The sequence below is a fragment of the Mammaliicoccus sciuri genome (assembly GCF_025561425.1).
Classification (GTDB): domain Bacteria; phylum Bacillota; class Bacilli; order Staphylococcales; family Staphylococcaceae; genus Mammaliicoccus; species Mammaliicoccus sciuri_A.
Genome location: NZ_CP094824.1, coordinates 179,898 through 199,639 on the forward strand (window position 1 = coordinate 179,898; position 19,742 = coordinate 199,639).

The 19,742-nt window shown below is 33.1% G+C and carries 19 protein-coding genes; 13 read left to right on the forward strand and 6 right to left on the reverse strand.

Features of this window, described 5'->3' with window-relative positions; all coding sequences use genetic code 11:
- Nucleotides 1-58: 58 nt before the first annotated feature.
- From MUA60_RS00775 to MUA60_RS00785, 3 genes are read left to right on the forward strand one after another with little or no spacing between them, the layout of a single operon-like run.
- Nucleotides 59-778, forward strand: coding sequence for an extracellular solute-binding protein (locus MUA60_RS00775; protein ID WP_262649162.1), 720 nt, complete (start codon nt 59-61; stop codon nt 776-778).
- Nucleotides 775-2,316: a sensor histidine kinase gene (locus MUA60_RS00780; protein WP_262649164.1), complete on the forward strand. Its 1,542-nt coding sequence runs from the start codon at nt 775-777 to the stop codon at nt 2,314-2,316. Before MUA60_RS00775 ends, MUA60_RS00780 begins: the two co-directional genes overlap by 4 nt.
- Nucleotides 2,317-2,321: 5 nt before the next feature.
- Nucleotides 2,322-3,056 carry a response regulator transcription factor gene (locus MUA60_RS00785; RefSeq protein ID WP_262649166.1) on the forward strand — a complete coding sequence of 245 codons (735 nt, stop codon included), beginning with the start codon at nt 2,322-2,324 and terminating at the stop codon, nt 3,054-3,056.
- Between the two features lie 35 nt (nt 3,057-3,091).
- Here MUA60_RS00785 and uhpT read toward each other — a convergent pair whose 3' ends face one another.
- From uhpT to MUA60_RS00800, 3 genes are all read right to left on the reverse strand, one after another.
- On the reverse strand, nt 3,092-4,471 hold the full coding sequence (uhpT, locus tag MUA60_RS00790; protein ID WP_262649168.1) for a hexose-6-phosphate:phosphate antiporter UhpT: 1,380 nt from the start codon (nt 4,469-4,471) through the stop codon (nt 3,092-3,094).
- Between the two features lie 168 nt (nt 4,472-4,639).
- Nucleotides 4,640-5,983: a dihydrolipoyl dehydrogenase family protein gene (locus tag MUA60_RS00795; protein ID WP_262649170.1), complete on the reverse strand. Its 1,344-nt coding sequence runs from the start codon at nt 5,981-5,983 to the stop codon at nt 4,640-4,642.
- A 20-nt stretch (nt 5,984-6,003) separates the two neighbouring features.
- The gene (locus tag MUA60_RS00800) at nt 6,004-6,441 is read right to left on the reverse strand and encodes a MarR family transcriptional regulator (protein ID WP_262649171.1); all 438 of its coding nucleotides are present in this window, start codon (nt 6,439-6,441) and stop codon (nt 6,004-6,006) included.
- Between the two features lie 196 nt (nt 6,442-6,637).
- Between MUA60_RS00800 and MUA60_RS00805 the strand changes: the two genes are divergently transcribed.
- The 6 genes from MUA60_RS00805 (at nt 6,638) to fadH (ending at nt 11,985) form a co-directional block, all read left to right on the forward strand.
- Nucleotides 6,638-6,823, forward strand: coding sequence for a hypothetical protein (locus tag MUA60_RS00805; protein ID WP_107577300.1), 186 nt, complete (start codon nt 6,638-6,640; stop codon nt 6,821-6,823).
- Nucleotides 6,824-7,539: 716 nt separating this feature from the next.
- Nucleotides 7,540-8,877 carry an aspartate aminotransferase family protein gene (locus tag MUA60_RS00810; protein ID WP_394812729.1) on the forward strand — a complete coding sequence of 446 codons (1,338 nt, stop codon included), beginning with the start codon at nt 7,540-7,542 and terminating at the stop codon, nt 8,875-8,877.
- A 12-nt stretch (nt 8,878-8,889) separates the two neighbouring features.
- Complete coding sequence (locus MUA60_RS00815; RefSeq protein WP_262649173.1) at nt 8,890-9,633, forward strand: YkvI family membrane protein; 744 nt, start codon at nt 8,890-8,892, stop codon at nt 9,631-9,633.
- Nucleotides 9,587-9,964 (forward strand): hypothetical protein, encoded by a 378-nt coding sequence (locus MUA60_RS00820; protein WP_262649175.1) that lies wholly within the window; start codon nt 9,587-9,589, stop codon nt 9,962-9,964. The genes MUA60_RS00815 and MUA60_RS00820 overlap by 47 nt, the downstream gene beginning before the upstream one ends.
- A 193-nt stretch (nt 9,965-10,157) precedes the next feature.
- Nucleotides 10,158-11,036: a hypothetical protein gene (locus tag MUA60_RS00825; RefSeq protein ID WP_262650543.1), complete on the forward strand. Its 879-nt coding sequence runs from the start codon at nt 10,158-10,160 to the stop codon at nt 11,034-11,036.
- Nucleotides 11,037-11,220: 184 nt separating this feature from the next.
- On the forward strand, nt 11,221-11,985 hold the full coding sequence (gene fadH / locus MUA60_RS00830; protein ID WP_262649177.1) for a 2,4-dienoyl-CoA reductase: 765 nt from the start codon (nt 11,221-11,223) through the stop codon (nt 11,983-11,985).
- A gap of 52 nt (nt 11,986-12,037) precedes the next feature.
- On the opposite strand, the gene nadA is transcribed toward fadH, so the two are convergent.
- From nadA to MUA60_RS00845, 3 genes are read right to left on the reverse strand one after another with little or no spacing between them, the layout of a single operon-like run.
- Entirely contained in the window at nt 12,038-13,138 is a 1,101-nt protein-coding gene (nadA, locus tag MUA60_RS00835) for a quinolinate synthase NadA (RefSeq protein WP_262649179.1), read from the reverse strand.
- Nucleotides 13,139-13,972: a carboxylating nicotinate-nucleotide diphosphorylase gene (gene nadC / locus MUA60_RS00840; protein WP_262649180.1), complete on the reverse strand. Its 834-nt coding sequence runs from the start codon at nt 13,970-13,972 to the stop codon at nt 13,139-13,141.
- Nucleotides 13,923-15,497 carry an L-aspartate oxidase gene (locus MUA60_RS00845; RefSeq protein WP_262649182.1) on the reverse strand — a complete coding sequence of 525 codons (1,575 nt, stop codon included), beginning with the start codon at nt 15,495-15,497 and terminating at the stop codon, nt 13,923-13,925. The genes nadC and MUA60_RS00845 overlap by 50 nt, the downstream gene beginning before the upstream one ends.
- 88 nt (nt 15,498-15,585) lie before the next feature.
- Here MUA60_RS00845 and MUA60_RS00850 point away from each other — a divergent pair, with 88 nt between their 5' ends.
- The 4 genes from MUA60_RS00850 (at nt 15,586) to MUA60_RS00865 (ending at nt 19,713) form a co-directional block, all read left to right on the forward strand.
- Complete coding sequence (locus MUA60_RS00850; protein ID WP_262649183.1) at nt 15,586-16,674, forward strand: cysteine desulfurase family protein; 1,089 nt, start codon at nt 15,586-15,588, stop codon at nt 16,672-16,674.
- 4 nt (nt 16,675-16,678) lie between these two features.
- Nucleotides 16,679-17,197 (forward strand): transcription repressor NadR, encoded by a 519-nt coding sequence (locus tag MUA60_RS00855; RefSeq protein ID WP_262649185.1) that lies wholly within the window; start codon nt 16,679-16,681, stop codon nt 17,195-17,197.
- Between the two features lie 166 nt (nt 17,198-17,363).
- Entirely contained in the window at nt 17,364-17,567 is a 204-nt protein-coding gene (locus MUA60_RS00860) for a hypothetical protein (protein WP_262649186.1), read from the forward strand.
- A complete protein-coding gene (locus MUA60_RS00865; protein ID WP_262649187.1) occupies nt 17,506-19,713 on the forward strand; it encodes an immune inhibitor A in 2,208 nt (735 codons plus the stop codon). The genes MUA60_RS00860 and MUA60_RS00865 overlap by 62 nt, the downstream gene beginning before the upstream one ends.
- The last annotated feature ends 29 nt before the right edge of the window (nt 19,714-19,742 follow it).

The following is a 19,742-nucleotide window of genomic DNA, read 5'->3' on the forward strand; positions in this document are numbered from 1 at the left end:
TAAAACACCCCCTAAAGTTAGTTTTTTTACTCTAACTTTAGGGGTGCAGTACCATATTGTGGTTGGTGGCGTTTTGTCAGAAATGATTGAACATCCAGATGATTTTGAAGCATACGAATCGAAAAATCAGAAGTATATGAAATATGCTAAACAAAAAGTTCCGTATGTTTCGGATTTTATATTAATGCCAACTACGATTGTTGTGAACAAAGACTTAATAGGAAATATTAAAGTTAGGGGTTATAAAGACTTATGTGCTGATGAATTGAAAGGTAAAGTGGTTTATTCTAATCCTCTAGAAACAACGACGGGATACCAACATATGAAAGCTATTGAAAGTATTAATCACAATGTTGATGACGTAAAAGATTTTATGGCTTCTGCAAATAAAGTTGATAAATCTTCTAAAGTTATACAAGAAGTTGCGAAAGGTAAATATTATGCTGGTTTAAGTTATGAATCGGATGCTAAAGCTTATATTAACAAAGGTTATCCTCTGAAAATGATTTATCCAAGTGAAGGTACAATGTTGAATCATGACGGCATCGCGCTTGTAAAAAAAGAAAATATTAATCCGAAAAGTAAAAAACTGATTAATTACTTAACAAGTAAAAAGGTTCAACAAAAAATAGCAGATGAGTATAAAATTCAGTCCGGTAGAAAAGATGTTTTTAATCAAAATAAGCAAGTTGCAGCAAAGTTCAGGGAAATTCCTGTTATTAAGGATGACGATATTAGTGATCTAACTAGAAAGCAATTTTTGGAGTTGATTCAATGATACCAACTAAACCTTATCAACGTATGATTAGAAAATCTTTATTTATCACTACAATACTACCGGCATTTTTAATTATATTAATAGGATTTGCAACATTTTTAGGCGTATACAGAATGATTGAAATAAATAGTTTGAAGCATAATATAGTTGAAAGTAAAGATATTGTCACGTCATTAAATCAAAAAGTTACAAAAGCAATTAATAATGATAAACACAAATTTGAATCTTTAAATACTAAGAATGGTCATGATAAAACAGAAATACGTCGTCTCATTAATGACTCTATTCACATAAAAGATGCTTCTATGATTTATATATTAGAAAATCATGATATAAAAATGACAAATAATTATGAAGATAAAAATTTATCGAATTTACTTCGCATAAAGAGTCAAAATATAAAGTTTAACAATGGTTATTATAAACTTTCGATATACATAGAAGAACAACCTTATTTGAATCAATTGCACTATAAAAATAATCAACATTTATTATTAGTAGATAGTTATGATAATGTCTTGTATTCAAATTATGAAAAGATCCTGTCAAACTATAAAGTTACATTACCTAAATTTGGCTATGTTTATAAAAGTGAATATATACCTGAGTTAAATGCACATATTGTTTTATTAAAAGATATACATGAAATATTGAATGACGGTTTTAAATTACTATCAATTATGTTGTTAACATTCGTCATTTTAACTATTTTTGGTTACATTTCTTCTAGTAAAATTTCTCAAGTTCAAACACGAGATATAGAATCAATTATTAAGCGAATTAAATACGCAAAAGAAAGAAAGCTCGGAACATATGAACCATTGTCTCGTACAAGTGAATTAGAAGAAATTAATAAGTATGTTTATGATTTGTTTGAATCTAATGAAGCATTAATTCATTCAATTGAAGATACAGAAAAATCATTGAGAGAAATACAACTTAAAGAAATAGAACGACAATTTCACCCACATTTTTTATTCAATACAATGCAAACGATACAATATCTTGTAAGTACTTCTCCGAACAAAGCAGAAGAAATTTTGCAACAACTATCAGAAATGCTCAGATATTCATTAAGGGTTAAGTCTGATAATGTACTCGTTAAAGATGAACTCCTATATATAAAGAAATATATCTCTATTCAAAATGTAAGATTTGACGACAAAATAAAATTATTAATCGATGTACCTTCTGATATTAAAGAAATGAAAATCGATAAAATGTGTATATTTCCATTTATAGAAAATGCGATTAAACATAATGAACGTGAGCATGATTTGACAATCAATATTCGAATAAGAGAAAATGCGCATCATCTTCTTATTATTGTTAAAGATGATAGAGATGGCATGTCAAAAGAACAACTAAGATTAACGCGAGAAAATTTAAATCTTTCTGTTTATGAAACAACACATTTAGGATTAAATCATTTGAATCATAAATTAATATTGAAATATGGTATAAAATCAAAAATAAAAATTTATTCAATTGAAAATAAAGGCACAATGATTGCTCTAAGAATTCCTAGAGGTAGGTGAGTATTATGCATACAGTTATTATTTGTGATGATGAAAGAATTATAAGAGAAGGTTTGAAGGCTTCTATACAATGGTCTGATTATAATTTCAATGAAGTATTGTTAGCAAAAGATGGAGAAGAAGCACTGGAATTAATACATCTCAATCATCCACTACTCGTAATTATTGATATTAGAATGCCTAAGATGAATGGCATACAATTACTAGAGAACATTAAAGATATTTCTTGTGAGAAAATTATTTTATCTAGTTATGACGATTACGAATATATGAAAGCAGGCATTCAACATAAAGTAACAGATTATTTGCTAAAACCTATTAATCAACAAGAATTAAAACAAATACTCAATAAGATTTATGAAAAGTATGACGATCAAGAAGAAAAAGTAGATATAGAAGTGTTCAAACCTTTAAAAGAGGTTGATTATGATGACTACTATGTAAATAAAATCATTCAATATATCCGTAAACATTATCACGATAAACAATCAGTGAAAGAAATGCTTAGTCAATTTGACGCAAGTGAAAGCTATCTTATGAGGATTTTTAAACAAGAAGTAGGTATAACAATATTAGATTACTTAAATAGATATAGAGTATTCAAATCCCTTCATCTACTAGAACATCATTATAAACATTATGAAGTAGCTGATATGGTAGGCTTTTCAGAATATAAAGTGTTTAGTTATCAATTCAAAAAATATTTAGAAGTATCACCAAGTGATTATATGAAAAAATAAAAAGGAATGGGTTAAAATCCATTCCTTTTTATATATTAAATGTTTAATGAGCGTATTTTCTTTTCTTCATAATATGCAACGATACATAATAAAATGATACCTATGAATAAGGCAAAATAGAAGACGATAAAGACATCTGTCCAACCGCTAAGTGTATAACCAAATACATTTAATCCTTTTGATTTAGGGTCTGCAATAGCAGCAAGTCCTACTTTGGCCATTGAATCACCGAATAAATAAGCGAATGATCCTGTCATACCGTTAGCAACACTGATTGCTCGTTTTGGTACAAATCCTGTTAATGAAACACCAATCAATAATTGAGGACCAAAAATTAATGCACCTAATGCAAATAAAGCGATATTAACCATGGCAACACTTGTAGCATTTGTATAAAGTATAACTACAAATGTAATGATAAACATGCATCCAACTGCAACGACTGCACGACGTCCTTTTAGTAAATCGGAAACATATCCCCATAATAAACTCGCAACAAGTGCACCTATCTCAAAGTAGAATATGGTATTAATAGCATCAGATTGACCGAATCCTAAATGCTCAGATACGTATAAAGGTGCCCAGTTATCTATACCTATACGTACTATATAAACAAATACATTTGAAATACATAAAATCCAAATAACAGGATTTTTTAATATGTAAGTTTTGAAAATTTCCCATTTTGACATATGAACTGAATCAATATTTTCTTGTTTAATTGGTTCTTCCCATATTTCTTCAGCACGATTCCAACCTAATTCTTCAGGATCGTCTTTACCAATGAATGAACCAACAATACCTATAATTAAAGCAATGACTGAAGGGAAGATAAACATACCAACAACACTACCGTTAAAGAATGTATGTGCGCCCCATAAAGCAAGTCCACCGGCTATTGCACCACCGATATTATGTGAAGTATTCCAAAATCCAAGGTAACGTCCTCTTTTCGAACGTGGTGCCCATCTTGAGATTGTCGAATAACTAGCTGGACCACCAACTGATTGGAACACACCATTTAATCCCCATAAAACAATGAATAGTCCTAAAATAGAACCAAAGTAACTAAGCGTAAAGCCCATTATTAAAACAGCAAGTGCTGCTAAAACAAGTAAGAATGAAATAACTTTCTTAGTGTTCTTACCATCTATAAAATAGCCAAGTAATGATTTACCAAGACCATATGTAATACTAAACGCTAACCCGATATATCCTAATTCTAAAGTAGTCAGACCGACTTCTTCTTTTAGTAATGGCTGAGCAGCTTTAAAGTTATTTCTAATTAAATACATCGCCATATATGTAAAGAATACTACAAAGAAAGCTTTTAAAAAGTGTCGAAGCCATAACTTTCTTTGAGTTGAAAGTGGAATTCCTTTGTTAGGAATTTTGTTAATTTCAAAAAATTGCATGTAATCACCCCATGTAGTTTTGTATATAAAAATCTTAGCAATTTATGTAAGCGCTTTATATACGAATAAATGTCATTTTATCCAAAAAAGTGAAGTGATTTTCCAAAACATAAACAGAGGTAAGTCTTCCGTATTAGTGACGGTAGTCTTACCTCTGTATTTTATATCCTACATCATAGCTACTTTTAATAAATCTAGCACGCCGCTTGATGATCCTGGGAATGCAAAGATGAGTTGATTAAGGTCTTTGCCTGTTAGTTTTTGGTTAACGATAAATGTGAGTAGGTTGATTAAGTTTGCTGCGTCGTCTGCGTATATTTCTGCGCCTACGAGTTGTTTGTCTGCGTTTAATATAATTGTCATTTCTGCTTCTGTTTCGTTTTTATATTCAAATACCATTTGTTTGCCGAATGGTATGTCTTTTATTGTATATGCTCCGTTATCTTCTGCTTCTTTAACAGTAACACCAATTTGTGAAAGTCTTGGTAATGAGTATAATACTGATGGTATTGCTGGATATTGAATTGGATTTGGATTGATGCCCAATATGTGAGTCGCGATGTAGTTAGATTCAAATGTTGCTGTTGGTGTTAATTTAGGAATTGTTTTATCTAATACATCACCGCTAGCATATATGTCTTGTATGTTTGTTCTTAAATAATCATCGACTTGAATACCTTTTTCACTATATTCAATACCTAATTCGTCTAATCCTATATTTTGTACATTTGGTTTACCTCCTGTTGCGTCTAGTACATAGTCAGTGTTGATGCTAAGTCCTGATTCTGTTGTAACGTTGTAACTGTTACCAGCTTGTTGGACTGATTGAACATTTTCATTGAAATGGAATTGTACGCCCTCTGATTCTAATTTATGAATTAAATTTGCAATGTGCTTTTCATTAAAGCCATCTAATGGTTTGTCTGTATGGTGGATGACGTGAACTTCAGCACCAGATTTAATTGCGATTGAAGCGAATTCGATACTAATAATACCGGCACCAATAAATGTGATGCTATTTGGCATTTTATCTAAAGATAAGAAGTCACGACTATCATGTGTTAATGTGCTACCTTCTATATCAAGTTTATTACTATGTTGTCCAGTTGCAATGACGATGTTCTCAGCTTGAATAGGTGTACCTTCAACATCAATTGTATGGGCATCTATTAATTTACCGGCACCCATGATCACTTCAATACCTTGTTGTTCAAACATAGATTTAAGTGTATTGGAAAGGGGATTAATGACAGCTTTCTTATATTGCATCAAGTTCTCCCAGTTTACATGTAATTGGTCAGATTCAATAATTTGAGGGTAGTGACTAGCTTCTTCTAGCACTTCATAAGGTCCTTCAAGTAAGATCATGGCATTACAACCGTAATTCGTACAAGTACCAGCTATCGTGTCTTTTTCTATAATGGCTACAGATTTGCCAGCATGTTTTAACGTTAACGCAGCATGCCATGCAGCATGTCCACTACCTATAAATACAACATCAAATTTGTTCATAGTTTATCATCCTTTATAAGTTATTTATTTAATTGTTTTCTTAAAGTTGTTTCTAATTGATCCATAATGTCTTTCGTTTGTTTGTATAGTCCTAAATCCATTTCTTCTGATACACATTTAGAGATGGCATCATAAATAGGTTGTTTTTGTTCTTTTCCTTTTTGAGTTAATGAAACAATTAATTGTCTTTTGTCTTGTTCTGATTTTTGTCGAGTAACCCATCCTGACTGTTCTAATCTTTTAAGGAGTGGGGTAAGCGTGTTGCTTGAAAGGTCCAATTTCTGACCAATCGAATGTAATGTTTGAGGATTTTGTTCCCATAATGAAAGTAAGACTAAATATTGTGAGTAAGTTAAACCAAATGACTTAAGTTCTTTTTCGTAAAATTGAGCAAATAATCGACTTACATTATATGCTGAGAAACATACTTGATTGGCTAGCTTCATATTGTAATCCATAAAATACTCCTTTCTATCGTGTACGATTGATTATATATTAAACTATCGCGCGCGATTAATCAAAGAAGGTGCTCGCAAATTGAAAAAAAGATCTAGAATTGATAACTTATAAATAATATAAAGTAAAGATTGTCCTTTTACAGAAATTGTAATAATATAAATTTAAAGATGAACATGTAATCGTGGAGGGATAGTTGTGAGTGAAAATCATGACAAAGATATTAACGAGGAAATAGAGAAAGAATTACTAGAATATCTTGAGAATAAAGATGAAATAGAAGCAGCAAAGCCTAAAAAGAAAAAATATATGAGCATGGTATTTCTATGCAGTTTAATCATTGTATTGCTTTATGTTTCTAGGATCATTATGAGTATTTTTTAATATAATAAAAACAGAACAGCATCCAATCACGGATGCTGCTCTATTTGTTTATTTATCAATACGATACGTCTTCTTACCATTATCATATAAATCGTCATAAGAATCCTCGCAGAATTAGGACTAAGATTGAGTGATTCATTTATTCTATAGAAAGAATATCGTTATATCAACGATACCTTTTCAAATTAAAACATTAAACTAAAATCATTTGTATTTTACAACTATATATTTAAAAAAGCAGAGGAAACAATCAAAAGATTGAATATTTCCTCTGCCTTTTTAATGCAATAAAACTGAATTAACCGAAAGTTTGAATGCAAGTCTTGATTAAATCAATAATGCTTGTAATAACACCAGCGATATCCATTTGCAAAACCTCTTTCTTTTTAAGATACATTTAGTATAAATAAACTTAACCCATTTATGTTAAAAATTCCCTATAAAGCCAAAAATCATACATAACTGTCAATCAATTAAAAAACAACGTACAAATATGCACAAAAACCCGTCACTTAGGGAATGTGAAGGAATTTGAACTGTTGGTAAACATAACTATTCAAAAGAAAAAGTAATGTTAAAGCGGGTTCGAATTGTATATTTACTCCTTTTTTCAACACAAAAGTCAGAAAATTCCGAAATATTTATTTATATAACTGTTACTAATTGGTAATATGCTTAATTAATAACAACTTTTATTTAAGGAAAGGGGAATTTTTGTGGGAAAAGTACAAGATGTTATGAATAGGGATAAACAATATTTTGCTAAAGCTGGGCGTATTCCTTATTATCCATTAGTCATTGAAGAAGCACATGGCTCTACTTTGATTGATGTAGAAGGAAAGAAATATATTGATTTATTATCGAGTGCTAGTTCACAAAATGTAGGACATACGCCTAAAAAAGTAGTTGAAGCTATTCAAAGACAGGCTTCTAAAATGGTTCATTACACACCAGCGTATATGCACCATGAACCACTTACAAAGTTATCTGAAAAGCTTTGTAAATTATCTCCAGGTAATTTTGAGAAACAAGTTCTGTTTGGTTTAACTGGTTCTGATGCTTGTGATGGAATGATTAAATTTGCGAGAGGCTATACGGGACGTCCATATATTATTAGTTTTGAAAATGCATATCATGGGTCTACATATGGTTCGATTACAGCTTCAGCCATTTCTTTGAATATGAGACGTAAAATAGGTCCATTATTACCAGGGTTCTATCATATTCCTTATCCAGATAATTACCGTGGTATGTACAAAGAAAATGAACCGAAGACTGTTGAAGGATATCTTGCACCGTTGAAAGAAATGTTTGAAAAATATGTGCCACCAGAAGAAGTAGCCTGTATTATGATTGAAACATTTCAAGGAGATGGCGGTTTGTTAGAGCCAGTGCCAGGATATTTTGAAGCATTGTCTGATTTATGTAAAGAACATGGCATTTTAATTGCTTTAGATGATATTCAACAAGGCTTCGGTCGTACTGGTAAGTTTAGTTCAATTGAACATTTTAATATTGAAGCGGATCTTATTGCTTATGGTAAATCAATTGCAGGTGGTATGCCGATGTCAGCCATTGTAGGTCGAAAAGAGATTATGGAAGCACTGGATGCGCCAGCTCACTTATTCACAACAGGTGCTAATCCAGTTTGTTGTGAGGCGGCACTTGCCACGATTGAAATTTTAGAAGAGGAGCAATTAATTCAAGAAACTGAAAGAAAAGGTGCAGTTGCCAAAAAGCGCATGAAAGAATGGGCAACAAGATTTGATTGTGTAGGAGATGTACGTGGCAAAGGGTTATCAATCGGAATTGATATTGTTTCTGATAAATCATCCAAGGCAAAAGATTCTGAAGCCGCATTAAAAATTTGTAATAGATGCTTTGACCGTGGTGTAGTCATTATTGCTATAGCAGGTAGTGTGCTCAGATTCCAACCACCATTAGTGATTACGGATGAAGAATTAAATACAGCATTAAATATATTAGAAGAAACAATCGAAGAATTAGAACGAGGACAACTTAACAATTACAAGGTCGATGGCCAAGGATGGTAAGGAGTGATATAGATGGAATTCAGTTGGAAAAATGTTATTAAATTAAGTGGTGCATATATAGCTTATTTAATTGGTTCTGGGTTTGCAACAGGTCAGGAAGTTATGCAATTTTTCGCGTCATATGGACCAGTAGGGATAGTTGGGGCATTGATTTCTGCAGTACTATTTTGCTTATTAGGTTCAATGATTATGGTTAAAGGTCACGAGTTGAAATTAAGTCAGCCTGGCGATATTTTTAAAGTTTATTGTGGTAACTTTTTCGGAAGAATTATAGAGTATTTCGCTTTATTATTCATATTTAGTATTGTGGTGATTATGATTTCTGGTACAGGGGCAGTTGTGTCTGAACACTTTAAATTACCTTCTTCTGTAGGGTTTATAGGAATGGGTATACTAGCAATGATTACAGTTATTCTAGGTTTAAATAAATTGATAGATATTATAGGTTTAATCGGTCCTGTTATCGTTGTATTAACTGTCTTTATATGTGGATATGTGTTTATCACACAAGTTGGTAACATACCATCATTTGGTCATTTACCTCAAGCAGCTAAAGACTTACAACCGACTAGTCATTTTTGGCAGTCAGCAATACTCTTCTTCTGTTATAACATGCTAGCAGGTACAGTATTTTTCACACAATTAGGTAGTGAAGCAAATAGTAAAAAAAGAAGCGGTTGCTGCAGCAATTTGTGGAGGATCTGGTTTAATGTTAACGGTTATTATGATGGTTGTTGCGATGCTCGTTTATTATAATGATGTCATTAAATTAGAAGTGCCAGTATTGTATATAGGTGGTACAATCCATGCAATCGTTGCACTTTTCTTCGCAATTTGTATTGTATTAGGTATTTTCTCAACAACTGCGCCAATGTATTGGCTCGTTAAAAATGAAGTGATGCGCTGTATCAATAATAGATTTGATATCATCGTTACAATTGTATTAGGCATTATCTTTATACTAGGTGGTACATTGCCATTTGGTTCATTAGTAGCAACCATTTATCCATTTGTAGGATATGTAGGTATACTGATTACAGTCATTATTATTGCGCATACAGCATTTAATAAATTTAAGAAAGCTTAATCATAAATCAAAAGACTTTTGAGAACACATTCTTCTAAGTGAAATATCTCTGAATACATTTCAATTTACAATGTGTTTGTTACAATAGTAAAGAACATGTATATAACTTATTTAAAATTATTTAGCGAATATATTATAAATTTATAAGGGAGTGATTCTTTTGAAGAAACAGCTGTTCTCAGGTCTTGTACTTATGTCGGTTGTGGTGTTGAGTGGTTGTACGATTAGTATTGGTGGAGATTCAAATGATGACAAGTCATCAGAAAATGCACAAAAGAGTGAATCACAGGATAATCAGTCTAATGATTCAAATAGTAATAACTCGAATAAAGATGAATCAAATGATGGTAATCATCATGAATCCAATCAAGACAACAACACTTCTAACGAGAATACGAATAGTGATGAATATTATGCGAAAGTATGGTTAACGGCTTTACCGAGTTATCGAAATATGGATGAAAGTGAAATGAATGCAGATCTTCAATTTCATAATCTTGAGGGTGAGTATTTGAATCCATATAATAAAGCAAATACTGTGAAATATCCTAAAGGTATGTACCTTTTAGCAGGTTCGCCTACTGCTGCTGGACAAGTTGTGTATAAGAATAATGGAGATGGTACGATTTCTATTTATAATGTACCTTCACATTTTCAAGATAAAAGATGGTTAGAAGATGATGAATACTCTCAACAAGAATCTGAAAAGATTTTAAACAATCCGAAAGTCATTAAGCTTTATGATGCGTCTGATGAACAAATCGCAAAGACTGTGAAAATGTTTAACGGATCAACTTCGATGAATGATGGTTCAGATTCTGATTCAGATGATGATAGTAGTTCTGAAAAAGTAACACGTGAGAATGTTATTGATAAAGTAGAATCATATGAAGGTTCACTGTTAGATACAGATAAGTATACGTATAAGGAGCCTGAGAAGACAGACGAAGGTAAATGGGGCTTCTCATTTGAAGATAAAGATGGCAATTTAGCAGGTTCCTATATTATAGATGATGACGGTAAAGTGACTGAGTATGATGAAAATGGAGAAGAAGTTGGATCAGGATATTAATATATTGAAAGACCTTTGAGCTTATAACGTTCAAAGGTCTTTTACTATATTAATAAATGTTTTTAAAGCTTGATGTAGTGTATAACTTCTGTTTAATTGTCCTTTATTGCAACTTATTGTACACTATATGTAAGCGCTTACTAAATACAAGTATTTTAATATAGTAAATATGAGGAGAATATATATGAAGGATAAAGTGATCATTGTAACGGGTGGTAGCAGTGGTATGGGTAAAGCGATGGCAACGAGATTTGCAGCAGATGGTGCAAAAGTTGTCATAACTGGACGCTCACTTGAAAGACTTGAAGAAGCGAAAAAGGATATAGAACAAGAAGAAGGACAAGTATTATGTATTGATATGGACGTACGTGATCCAGAACGCGTTCAATATACAGTAGATGAAACGATTAAAACATTTGGTAAAATAGACGGATTAGTCAATAATGCAGCAGGAAACTTCATTTGTGCTGCAGAAGATTTATCATATAACGGTTGGAATTCAGTTATAGATATCGTGTTAAATGGGACTTTCTATTGTTCGCAAGCAGTAGGTAAAGAATGGATTAAGAGTGGTCATAAAGGTCGTATATTGAATATTGTAGCAACGTATTCATGGACAGCTGGTGCAGGTGTGATACATTCAGCAAGTGCCAAAGCAGGTGTACTTGCTATGACGAGAACATTAGCAGTTGAATGGGGAAGTAAATACGGAATTACGGTTAATGCCATTGCACCTGGACCAATAGATAATACAGGTGGTGCTAAGAAGTTGACGTTATCTGAAGATGTCAGACAACAAACATTAGATAGTGTTCCTGTAGGCAGAATGGGCCAACCTGAAGAAATTGCAGGATTAGCAAGATTTCTATTCTCAGATGAAGCGGCTTATATCAATGGCGATTGTATCACAATGGATGGTGGTCAGTGGCTCAATCGAAATCCATTTTAATATGAAATAACCTTTCACCTCGAATGTATTGTAGGTGAAAGGTTATTTTTTATTAAACGATACTTAACATACGTTCTAATGATTGTTTCGCAAAATGCGATGTTTCTTTATCGACTTTAATAATGTTTGATCGATCTCCGGCAATGATTTTATCTAAGCACCAAGCGAGGTGAGGTAAGTCAATTCTATTCATTGTTAAGCATGAACACATAAGTGGATTAAGGGATTCAATTGTAATATCTGTATATGTTTCTTTTAAGCGTTGCACGAGGTTCATCTCAGTACCAATCACCCAATGAGAACCTTTTGGTGCATTTTTTATTTTGTCGATTATATATTTAGTTGAACCTGCATAGTCTGCCATTTGTACAATATCAAATTGACACTCTGGATGTACAATAACATTCACGTCTGGAACTTTTTGTCGTGCTTGATCTATATGAATTGGGTAGAACTTTTCATGAACAGAGCAATGTCCCTTCCATAAGATGATTCTAATATCTTCATCACGACCGTCGAAGTCCAGTTTCTTTTGTATTGGATCCCAGACGGCCATTTCTTCAAGTTTAATACCTAATTTATAAGCTGTATTACGACCTAAATGTTGATCAGGTAAAAATAATATACGTTTATCTTGCTCTAATGCCCATTGAATCACGCTGTCAGCATTACCACTTGTCATACAAGAACCACCATTTTCTCCTACGAATTTTTTGATCGCAGCAGTCGAGTTCACATAAGTAAGCGGGAGAATATTATCACCTAAACGATTTGTTAATATGTCATAGCCATGAAGCGCTTGTTCAATATTCGCCATATCTGCCATAGAGCAACCTGCAGATAAATCAGGTAAGTAAATATCTTGATTATCATCAGTCAAGATGTCAGCAGTTTCAGCCATAAAATGAACACCATTAAAGACGAAATATTGAGCCTTTGTGTTCTCTTTACAAATACGTGCAAGTTCAAGAGAGTCACCCATAATATCAGCAAATTGAGCAACTTCATTTTTTTGATAGTGATGCGTTGGCATAAATAAACGATCACCTAAGGAAGCTTTAATGGATTTGATTTTGTCTTCAAGTTCTTGATGAGACATTTTTATGTACTTTTCAGGAATAGATTGGGCATTCTCAATTGTGAGATTAAACATTTATATAACCACCTTTGCAGAGATATCTAATGCATGTTGCTCATAAAATAACGAACCTATAGAAATATAATCGACGCCCGTTTCAGCGTAGTCGACAACATTTTTAATATTAATGTTACCCGATGCTTCAGTTTGTATATGTTCAGGCACTTTCGCGATATGTGCCTTTATCCATTCTGGTTTGCAATTATCAAACATAATGATATCCACATTGGATAATATGGCTTCATCTAAAGCTCGTTCATCTTCAATTTCTATTTCGATTTTATCCATTGGTCCAATATGTTGTTTAGCTTTAGCAACAAGTTCGCGAATCGATGAACTGAAACTGATATGGTTGTCTTTTAACATTAATCCGTCATTAAGCGTACGACGGTGATTATAGCCACCGCCAATAAATACTGAATGTTTCTCAAACATACCTAATCCTGGCGTTGTCTTTCTCGTATCTACAATCTTGACGTTTGTATGCTGAACTTTTTGGACGATTTCATGTGTAGCTGTAGCGATACCGGACATTCTTTGAATTAAATTTAAAGTGATGCGTTCCATCGTCAGGAGTGTCGAAATGCTACCTTTCATAACAGCGAGCTTCTGACCTTTCGCTATGAACGTACCGTCTTGAACGAACAAAGTGGTCGTAATAGCATCATCAATCAGTTTAAAACTTTCTTGAATGATCATTTCACCACAAAATATGCCTTCTGATTTACTTAAAAGTGTTAATGTACCTTGTTGATTGGCGTCGAATAAGCTTGAAGACAAATCGCCATAATGGTTATCTTCAATGTAAAATTGTTTGAGTTTTTCTTGGACGTATAACTTGTTTAGCATGAATTGAATCCTCCATTAGTATTTCGATATCAGTATGTTGCATTGTTGATTCAGTATTTGGATAATCTAATCTGTAGTGGACACCCCGTGATTCCAAACGACTTAAAGCTGATAGAGAGATCATTTCTAAAGTCTTTACTTCTATATATTTCTGCCAATCTGATTGAGTCCATTCAGTTAAAGTCATCGCATTGCTTAGACAATCTTGTATTGAATGTAAGTAAGCTGTGATGTCTGGACCATTACGCTCTATCCCTAATACTTTAAAAGTTTGTTGACGAAGACCTTGTATGTCTTCGTCACTTATTTTAGGAATATGTCGTTGCTCAGATTCACTAATCTGAATATCTCTTATTTCAGATTGATGAATAGCTTCTCCACAAAGATGTCCCATAACAAGAGCTTCAAGTAAGGAATTACTTGCTAGACGATTTGCACCATGAAAATTTGTATTACTCGCTTCTCCTATAACGTAAAAGTGGCTCAAGTTCGTTCGACCATAAATATCAGTTTTTACGCCACCCATAGTATAGTGAGCGCCAGGTGTAATAGGAATGAGATGATGCGCATATTCATCTGGAAAGTGTTCAATGACATTTTGATAAATCGTTGGAAATCTATTAGAAAATGCTTCAACTTGTTCAATATTAATAAAGCATTGATGACCAAGTTGTTGTTGCTGAAAGATGGCTCTACTTGTCACGTCTCTAGGTGCGAGACTGCCTAAAGGATGTTTATCTTCCATAAAATGTTCCCCGAGGCTATTGACTAAAATACCACCATGACCTCTTACTGCTTCAGAAACTAGACCATATGTTTGTCCGGGCTTACCGAGTAAAGTGGGATGAAATTGAATCATTTCCATATGTCTTAATGGAATGCCGTGATGATGTGCGATAACATGACCTGAACTTATTGAACTGGACGCACTGGAATGAGTAGGGAATAAATTGCTATAACCACCTGTAGCCAAAATGACATCATGGGCTATGATATCAAGTTGTTGTCCATGTTTATCAAGTGCACGTACACCACAAACAGCATGTTCTGTATCTTTCAACAAATCGATTACTTCAGTTTCTTCATAAATCTTAATATGCTTGGATGATAATTGATTCATCAAATGGTGCGTTAAATATTTACCCGTTTGATCTCCACCAATATGTAAAATCCGAGGGCGAGTGTGGGCACCTTCCATCGCAAAATCTAAAACATGTTGATTGGTAATCATATCAAAATTCAATCCATTTTGAATGAGTTGCTCAATGTAACGATGACTATGTTGGATGATGGATTGTATGACATCAATATCTCCAAGTGCATTGCCAGCTTTATACGTATCAACAATATGCGCATGGCCGTTGTCATGTTCGTATTGAGAACAACAAATCCCGCCTTGAGCTAGTGAACTGTTATGTTGATTTAGTTTATCTTTCGTAATGCAATGAATTTCAGTTTGTTCATTAAATGACTGTATAGCTGCTAATGCAGCGATGCCAGAACCTACTACAATGACTTTCCTCAAAGTTTACATTTTACTTTACATATATGTTATCATTTTATATACAACATATTGACACAAAGAAACGTAAATAACAAGAGGGGGATTATAATTGATTTATTTAGATAACGCATCAACTACGAGGATTGATAGCGAAGTGATGGATGTCTATCAAGATATACAGCGCGAAGCATATTACAATAGCGAAAGTTTACATGTAGGTGGAATACATACTAGACAGTTGTTAGATGAGTGTAAACAATTTATAAAGGATTATTTCTCAACAGATAAAGAAGTGATTTATACAAGAAGCGGTTCTCATGCAAATGAAATTGCGATACATAGTTTTTTGAAAGAGCAGGAGGGCGGTAAAGTACTTGTATCACCATATGAACATCCCTCTATATATGCCGCTTTAGAAGTTTATCAAGATAAATTTGATATCATTATGTTGCCTTTAGACAACAATGGAGAAATAGATTTAGAACAGACGAATGACTTAATGACAGATGATGTTGTGCTCATCATTACACAACATGTTAATTCTGAGACTGGATACATATTGCCTGTTGAAGCATTGAGTCAAATTGCACAGGATTACAATGTTCCTATGCATGTTGATGGCGTACAAGCAGTTCATAAATTAAATGATATTAATGTAAAATTGTTCAGTTCATATGCGTTTTCAGGTCACAAGTTTCACGGTACAAAAGGTTCAGGTGCGTTAATGATGAATCATGAGTATGTAAAGCCTTTAAATCAACATTATTTTCATGAAATGTATACACAAAATGGTACAATAGATTCACCAAGTATTATCGCGATGACAAAAGCATTATCATTGTCACCAAGTATTGACGAGATGCATACTTTACAACAATACTTCATCAAACAATTAAGAGACTTATCATTTACACCTATTGTTTACAAAGCGCAAGCACCACATATTGTTGCAGTATTAACACCGATATATGAAGGACAATATATTATGCAATATTTGTCGAATAGAAACATATGTGTTTCGACAGGTACTGCATGTGGTCATGGCGCATTGTTAAGTAATGGTTTACAAGTTAAAATAGATTCAATACCTGAGAAAACGTATGATCAATATATACGTTTATCTATTGGAAAATTTACAACTAGAAATGACATAGATACTTGTTTGCACCATTTAAAAACAGCTATCAGAGGAGATTAGTGAAATGAATAACCCTTTTAAAAGAAGAGAACAAATTTTACAATTACTTGAGTCTTCAGATGAACCGATTAGCGGTAAGCAACTGAGTCAACAATTTGATGTTTCGAGACAGATTATTGTGAAAGATATTTCTATATTGAAATCACAAAATTATAATATTGATTCCACAAGTCGTGGTTACGTTGTTAATAATGAACAATGTGGTAAAAGATATAAACGTGTCATTGTTTGCCAACATGATAATCACCGAATGGAAGAAGAGTTAAAGCTTATATTGGATAATGGGGCAATGATTGATGATGTTGCGATTGATCATCCTGTATATGGCAGTATTAAAGCGGATTTAATGATTGAAACATACGAAGATTTATCTAAATTTATTAGTGAAATGGAAAAGTTTGAAGGACAAATGTTAGCGTACTTAACAGATAATCTTCATTTACATACGATTTCTGCACATACTGAAAAGATTTTAGACAATGCTGTAAGAGATTTAAAAGAACACCAATTTATTGTAGAATAACCAACAATATACCTCCGTATAATTTGCATAAAGTAAAATTACACGGAGGTATGTTTTTTAGATATAATAAAAAGAAAAATTAGAATTTTTTTGAATTATTACTACTATTTTATGGGAATAAGTATATAATGAATATAGATTAGATAAATAAGGGGGATTTTTAAAAGTGAATTTATTTATGAAAAAGTTATCAGTTGCTTCATTGAGTGCTCTGATTGCACTACCTGCATTTGCTACTCAAGCATCTGCAAATAGTGTCGCACCAAATGAAGACAGGTTACTCGAAACATTAGAAAAAGAGGGTGTCATTGAATCAACCGAAACACCTGAACAGAAAAATGAAAAAAATCAGAGAGTATATGGATGGTAAAGATGAACAATATCATCAAAAATACATACCGAATAAAGGGCTTTTTGATAAGAAGTACAACAAGGGGAATAATGGTAAGCGTTTAGAACCATTAAAGAAGAATCAAAAAGAAATGTATAAAAAGAAAAACAACGGTAAACGTGTTGATAATGTTGAAGAAGAAAAATATAAAGGTAAAGTACGACAAGATAAAGTGTTAGTATTAGCGATGGAATTTCCAGATTATCCACATAGTTCGATTACGAAAGATGAAACAGATATGTACTATGATGATTATCCAGTTTCGCATTTTCAAGATATGGTATTTGGAGAAAATGGCTATAAAGGTCCAAATGGCGAGAATTTAATGAGTATGAAACAGTATTACAAAAACCAATCTGGTGGTAGTTATGATATAGATGGAAAAGTGCACGGTTGGTATAAAGCTAAACATCCTGCAAGTTATTACGGTGGAAATGTGCCAGACGAAAGTGGCAGTGACGGTAAACCGAAAGAGTTAATTAAAGAAGCACTAGAACAAGCAGCGAAAGATCCAGATATTAATTTAAGCGATTATGACCAATGGGATCGTGATGATATTGATGGTGACGGCGTTTATGATGAGAAAGATGGCATCATCGATCACATTATGATCGTACACTCTGGTTCTGGTGAAGAAGCGGGTGGCGGTAAATTAGGAACAGATGCTATTTGGTCACATCGATGGTCACTTGATATTGATGATAACGGTGAACCTTATACTATTCCAGGCACTGATTCTGGGCTTGATCAATTTGATGGAAAATTAGCAGCAATTGATTACACGGTTCAACCTGAAGATGGTGCAGCAGGTGTGTTCTCTCATGAATTCGGACATGATTTAGGTTTACCAGATGAATATGATATTGAGTATTCAGGTAAAGGTGAACCCGTATCATTCTGGTCTATTATGTCATCAGGTAGTTGGGCAGGTACTATTCCAGGTACTGAACCGACTGGATTTGATCCATACATGAAAGAAATACTTCAACAATTACATGGTGGTAATTGGCAAACAGGAAATGAAATCAATGCATCTGAATTTAAAGGTGAAACGTCAGAACTTATAGATGAAGCATCTACTAAAGGGACAAACAATGATACAATTAAAGTTAAACTCCCTGCCAAATCTACTTTAATTCAAAAGCCAGTTCAAGGTAAGAAAGCATACTGGAGTGGTGCAGATGATGATTCACAATATTCAATGGAAACAGCATTAGATTTAAGTTCTGCTAAATCAAGTACGTTAAAATTTAAGACTTGGTATGATATAGAACAAGGATTTGACTATGGTTATGTTCAAGTATCTACAGATGATGGTCAAAATTGGGAAAACGTAGCAGGTAATATTACGAATAATGATGACCCATCAGAGAGTGGACAAAACCAAGGTAATGGTATTGATGGTCAGTCTGAAGGGTACGTTAATGCTAAATTTGATTTATCGAAATACGATGGTAAAAAAGTAAAATTAAGATTCTTATATGTAACAGATAAATTTGAAACAAACCCAGGTTGGTTTGTCGATCAAGTTAAAGTAACTTCAGAAGATGGACAAAACATCTTCAGTGATGATGCAGAAGGTAAATCGAATTTTGATTTACAAGGCTTTGAACAAAGTGATGGTAATAGATATGATGAGAACTACTATTTATTACAATGGAGAAACTTTACAGGACCAGATAAAGGATTACAACACATTAAACGCGGTGGCGGAACGATGTCTTACAACAAAGGTTTAACAGTTTGGTATGTTGATAAGAGCTTCTCAGATAACAACGTAAGTTCACACCAAGGACAAGGCTTCATAAGCGTAGTAGATGCTGACCAAAATGCATTGAATTGGAAGAAAAAAGGTGTAGCTGATGATCCAGCAACAACACAATTCCAAATTAGAGACGCAGCATTTAGTTTAGATCATCAATCTAAATTAAAATTGAAAAGCGTAGACGGCTATAAACTACATGATAATAAAACGAAGAAAAATCCTGTATTCGATGACAGTCAAGATTACTCAAACCAAGGACAAAAAGATGCAGGCGTATTATTACCGAATCATGGCTTGAAATTTGAAGTATCAGCAAAAAGTAAAGACAACTCAGTCGGTAAAGTGAAAATTACAAAATAAATATGAATCTTAAAACAGGAACGCCAATG